This is a genomic window from Streptomyces sp. NPDC058877, from assembly GCF_042742855.1.
Taxonomy (GTDB): Bacteria; Actinomycetota; Actinomycetes; order Streptomycetales; family Streptomycetaceae; genus Streptomyces.
Window position 1 is genome coordinate 1 of the sequence record NZ_JBHYMF010000329.1, and the last position, 4,005, is coordinate 4,005.

Sequence of the window (4,005 nt, forward strand, 5' to 3'; positions counted from 1 at the left end):
GAAAAGCTGCGACGGACTCCGTCCGCCGGTCGGCTCGGACTCAGATGAGGCCCAGCTCGCGGACCGCGTCGCGCTCCTCGGCCAGCTCGGCCACGGACGCGTCGATGCGGGTGCGGGAGAACTCGTTGACGTCCAGGCCCTGGACGATCTCGTACTTGCCGTCCTTGCAGGTGACGGGGAAGGAGGAGATGAGGCCCTCCGGGACGCCGTAGGAGCCGTCCGACGGGATGCCCATGGAGGTCCAGTCGCCCTCGGCGGTGCCGTTGACCCAGGTGTGGACGTGGTCGATGGCGGCGTTCGCGGCGGAAGCGGCGGAGGACGCGCCACGGGCCTCGATGATCGCGGCGCCGCGCTTGGCGACGGTCGGGATGAAGGTGTCGGCCAGCCACGCCTCGTCGCCGATGACCTCGGCAGCGTTCTTGCCGGCGATCTCCGCGTGGAAGACGTCCGGGTACTGGGTCGCCGAGTGGTTGCCCCAAATGGTGAGGCGCCTGATGTCCTCGACCGCGGCACCGGTCTTCTGGGCCAGCTGCGAGATCGCGCGGTTGTGGTCCAGACGGGTCATCGCGGTGAAGCGCTCGGCCGGGACGTCCGGGGCGGCGGCCTGGGCGATGAGGGCGTTGGTGTTGGCCGGGTTGCCGACCACGAGGACCTTGATGTCGTCCGCGGCGTGGTCGTTGATGGCCTTGCCCTGCGGCTTGAAGATGCCGCCGTTGGCGGCGAGCAGGTCACCGCGCTCCATGCCCTTGGTGCGGGGGCGGGCGCCGACGAGCAGGGCGACGTTCGCACCCTCGAAGCCCTTGTTCGGGTCGTCGAAGATGTCGATGCCCTTGAGCAGCGGGAAGGCGCAGTCGTCGAGCTCCATGGCGGTGCCCTCGGCGGCCTTCACGCCCTGCGGGATCTCAAGGAGGCGCAGCTTGACCGGCACGTCCGCGCCGAGCAGGTGGCCGGAGGCGATGCGGAAGAGCAGCGCGTAGCCGATCTGGCCGGCCGCGCCGGTCACGGTGACATTCACGGGAGTGCGGGTCATGGCGATCTCCGTAAGACAGCTGGCGGTGGGGGTCCCTGCCCCTGGTGCGGGATAGCCCTTTTGATCGATCGGTGTCTCGATGTGAAGAGATATCCAGCGGTCAGGCTATCCGACCCGGGCCCCCTCCAATCCCCACCCCCTTGTGGTGCGGCTCACTGCCACCCGTCCGGACACGGTCGCCAGGGGGTTCGGACGCTCCCCACCACGGTCCGCGGGCGCGGCGCGGGCCCGGGCGTCCGCGCCCGGGGCGGCGGGCATCGGCGCGTGCGCATCGGTGTCGACCTCCTCGGCGGGGGCAGCGCTCCGTTTCGTCCGGCAGCGGCTTCCGGCCGGCCGTGGCGCACCCCTTCTTCTCCCTGTCTCTTCGGCCCCGTCGAAGGACGGCGGTTCCGGGGGGGGCATCACGGGCGCCGACCGCGGAGCCGAAGTAGCGGAACCGTCACTTCCGTGCCACAGTGCGCCGACGGATCTTGAACCGGCGTCGGCCTGCGCACCACCCTTGCACGGCGGTGCCCGCCCTCCCACGGGGGAGAGGGCGGGCACCGCATTCCGGAACTCGCCGGCCGCACGCCCGGGACGCGCTTCGCGGCGCGGTCTAGGTCACCGTGAGGTGGAGCACGTCCTCCAGGAACGGGACCCGCAGCCAGGGCTGCGGTTGCACCATGAGCGCGAGCAACACGATCAGGCTGCCCATCACCCCGTACGTGATCATGTCCGTGAAGCGGGAACGGACCGCCAGCATGCCGACCGACGGCAGTGCCCGGCGCAAGGCCGCACCCGTCAGGAGCGCGGCCCCGACCAGGATCGTCCCCACCCGGAACGCCTGCGCGAACGGGTCCGTCCCCACCACGAGCAGCCCGATCCCGGCGAGTCCGAGGACGGTGATCAACGGCCACTGACGTGCGGGGGCCGGCGCGCTACCGGGCGCGGCCCGACCACCGCCCTCGGGGCGCGCGGTATCGGTGGTGACGACGGTGGGCGGTCGTCGTCGCGGGCCGCGCTTCCGCCCGGCGTCCGGGGACGTCGCGGGCCGCACCGCGCCCGCCGTCTCCGCCCCGTCCGGGGTCCCGGGCTCGGCCGGGGTCCCGGGAGTCACCTCAGAGCGCCGCGGCCGCGCGCTCGGCGGCCTCGACGACGTTGACGAGCAGCTGTGCACGGGTCATCGGCCCCACTCCACCGGGGTTCGGAGAGATCCAGCCGGCCACTTCGGCGACACCGGGGTGGACGTCGCCGACGATCTTGCCCTCGCCGTTGCGCGAGACGCCGACGTCCAGGACCGCCGCGCCCGGCTTCACGTCCTCGGGCTTGATCAGGTGCGGCACTCCGGCTGCCGCGACGATGATGTCGGCGTTGCGCAGATGGGCCGCGAGGTCCCGGGTGCCGGTGTGGCACTGGGTCACGGTGGCGTTCTCGGAGCGGCGGGTGAGCAGCAGCGGCATCGGGCGGCCGATGGTGACGCCACGGCCGACGACCACGACCTCGGCGCCGTTGATCTCCACGCCGTGGCGACGGAGCAGGGTGATCACGCCGTTAGGCGTGCACGGCAGCGGGGCGGGCTCGTTGAGGACGAGGCGACCGAGGTTGGTCGGGTGCAGGCCGTCCGCGTCCTTGGCCGGGTCCATCAGTTCCAGGATGCGGTTCTCGTCGATGCCCTTGGGCAGCGGCAGCTGGACGATGTAGCCGGTGCAGGCCGGGTCGTCGTTGAGTTCCCGTACGACCGCCTCGATCTCCTCCTGGGTGGCGGTGCCCGGCAGGGTGCGCTGGATGGAGGCGAGGCCGACCTCCGCGCAGTCGCGGTGCTTGCCCGCGACGTACTTCTGGCTGGCCGGGTCGTCGCCGACCAGGACCGTGCCGAGACCGGGCGTGACGCCCTTCTCCTTGAGGGCCGCCACACGGACGGTGAGATCGGATTTGATCGCGGCTGCGGTGGCCTTGCCATCGAGAATCTGGGCGCTCATGGAGACATCCTCCCGGATGAACCCCGCCATGTTCCAATTCGCCCGCGCGGAGCGGCCGGCCCCTCGGAACGGAAGGTTGCACTTGCACAACTCCGCCTCGTATCCACTGGACAAGGAGTCGACGTTGCCACAACGATGACCTCGCAATATCGCGGAAAGTGCCGGGGGGGCATCCGCTCACGTCTCGTGAAAGTCCTCCGCGCGGCCGCGTCGTCCCCGCACAAGGAATTTCACGGAGGAACCTCTCTATGAGCTTCGGCGAACCGAACAACCCCTACGGCAAGCCGCAGGACCCGAACCAGCAGCAGCCCGGCTACGGCTACCCGCAGCAGGCCCCGCAGGGCGTTCCCCAGCAGGGCTACGGCTACCCGCAGCAGCAGCCGGGCGCGTACCCGCCGGCCCCCGGCACCATCCAGGCGAACAACGGCTACATCAACGTGCACGGCCTCGGCACCGTGCAGGTCGCCTCGATGGGCCTGCGGCTCGGCGCCCGCCTGATCGACAGCCTCATCATCGGCATCGTGTACTGGGTCCTGACGGCCGTCGGCATGGCCGGCCTCGTGGGCGCGACCGAGAGCATCGACGACTGCAGCGGCATCGACCCGATGTCCGATGCGTACGACACCTGTCTGAACAACGCGGCGCAGCAGGTCGGCGAGGCCGCCGGCGGCATCGTCGCCGCCTTCTTCGGCACGCTCTTCCTGCTGTTCATCGCCACCCTGCTCTACGAGTGGCTGATGATCTCCCTCGTCGGCGCGACGCTCGGCAAGATGGCGCTCGGCCTCCGCGTCGTCAAGGAGAACACGGGCGGCAAGCCGGGTCTCGGCGGCGGCTTCATCCGCTGGATCATCCCGATGCTCGGTGCGATCGTCTGCGGCATCGGCCAGCTCGTGGTCTACCTGTCGCCGTTCTTCGACAGCACCGGCAAGACGCAGGGCTGGCACGACCGTGCCGCCGGCACGCTCGTCATCAAGAAGTAAGCAGTCCCGCAGCGGGTCCCCCCGCCGCTCCGAGGGC

At 70.8% G+C, this 4,005-nt stretch carries 4 protein-coding genes; 1 reads left to right on the top strand and 3 read right to left on the bottom strand.

Translation table 11 applies throughout. The features are described from left to right. Positions 1-40: 40 nt before the first annotated feature. From ACFW2Y_RS34940 to ACFW2Y_RS34950, 3 genes are all read right to left on the bottom strand, one after another. The gene (locus ACFW2Y_RS34940) at positions 41-1,030 is read right to left on the bottom strand and encodes a malate dehydrogenase (protein ID WP_384887519.1); all 990 of its coding nucleotides are present in this window, start codon (positions 1,028-1,030) and stop codon (positions 41-43) included. Between the two features lie 595 nt (positions 1,031-1,625). Beyond that, positions 1,626-2,186, bottom strand: a complete 561-nt coding sequence (locus ACFW2Y_RS34945) for a DUF3017 domain-containing protein (protein ID WP_384887522.1) — start codon at positions 2,184-2,186, stop codon at positions 1,626-1,628. Next, the gene (locus ACFW2Y_RS34950) at positions 2,128-2,988 is read right to left on the bottom strand and encodes a bifunctional methylenetetrahydrofolate dehydrogenase/methenyltetrahydrofolate cyclohydrolase (protein ID WP_384887524.1); all 861 of its coding nucleotides are present in this window, start codon (positions 2,986-2,988) and stop codon (positions 2,128-2,130) included. Before ACFW2Y_RS34950 ends, ACFW2Y_RS34945 begins: the two co-directional genes overlap by 59 nt. Positions 2,989-3,236: 248 nt before the next feature. Here ACFW2Y_RS34950 and ACFW2Y_RS34955 point away from each other — a divergent pair, with 248 nt between their 5' ends. After that, positions 3,237-3,968: an RDD family protein gene (locus ACFW2Y_RS34955; RefSeq protein WP_384887527.1), complete on the top strand. Its 732-nt coding sequence runs from the start codon at positions 3,237-3,239 to the stop codon at positions 3,966-3,968. Positions 3,969-4,005: the final 37 nt, after the last annotated feature.

What these genes read in the sequence shown, in the direction of transcription:
- ACFW2Y_RS34940 (WP_384887519.1), bottom strand. Translation starts at nt 1,030, where the DNA reads ATGACCCGCACTCCCGTGAATGTCACCGTGACCGGCGCGGCCGGCCAG.
- ACFW2Y_RS34950 (WP_384887524.1), bottom strand. Translation starts at nt 2,988, where the DNA reads ATGAGCGCCCAGATTCTCGATGGCAAGGCCACCGCAGCCGCGATCAAA.
- ACFW2Y_RS34955 (WP_384887527.1), top strand. Translation starts at nt 3,237, where the DNA reads ATGAGCTTCGGCGAACCGAACAACCCCTACGGCAAGCCGCAGGACCCG.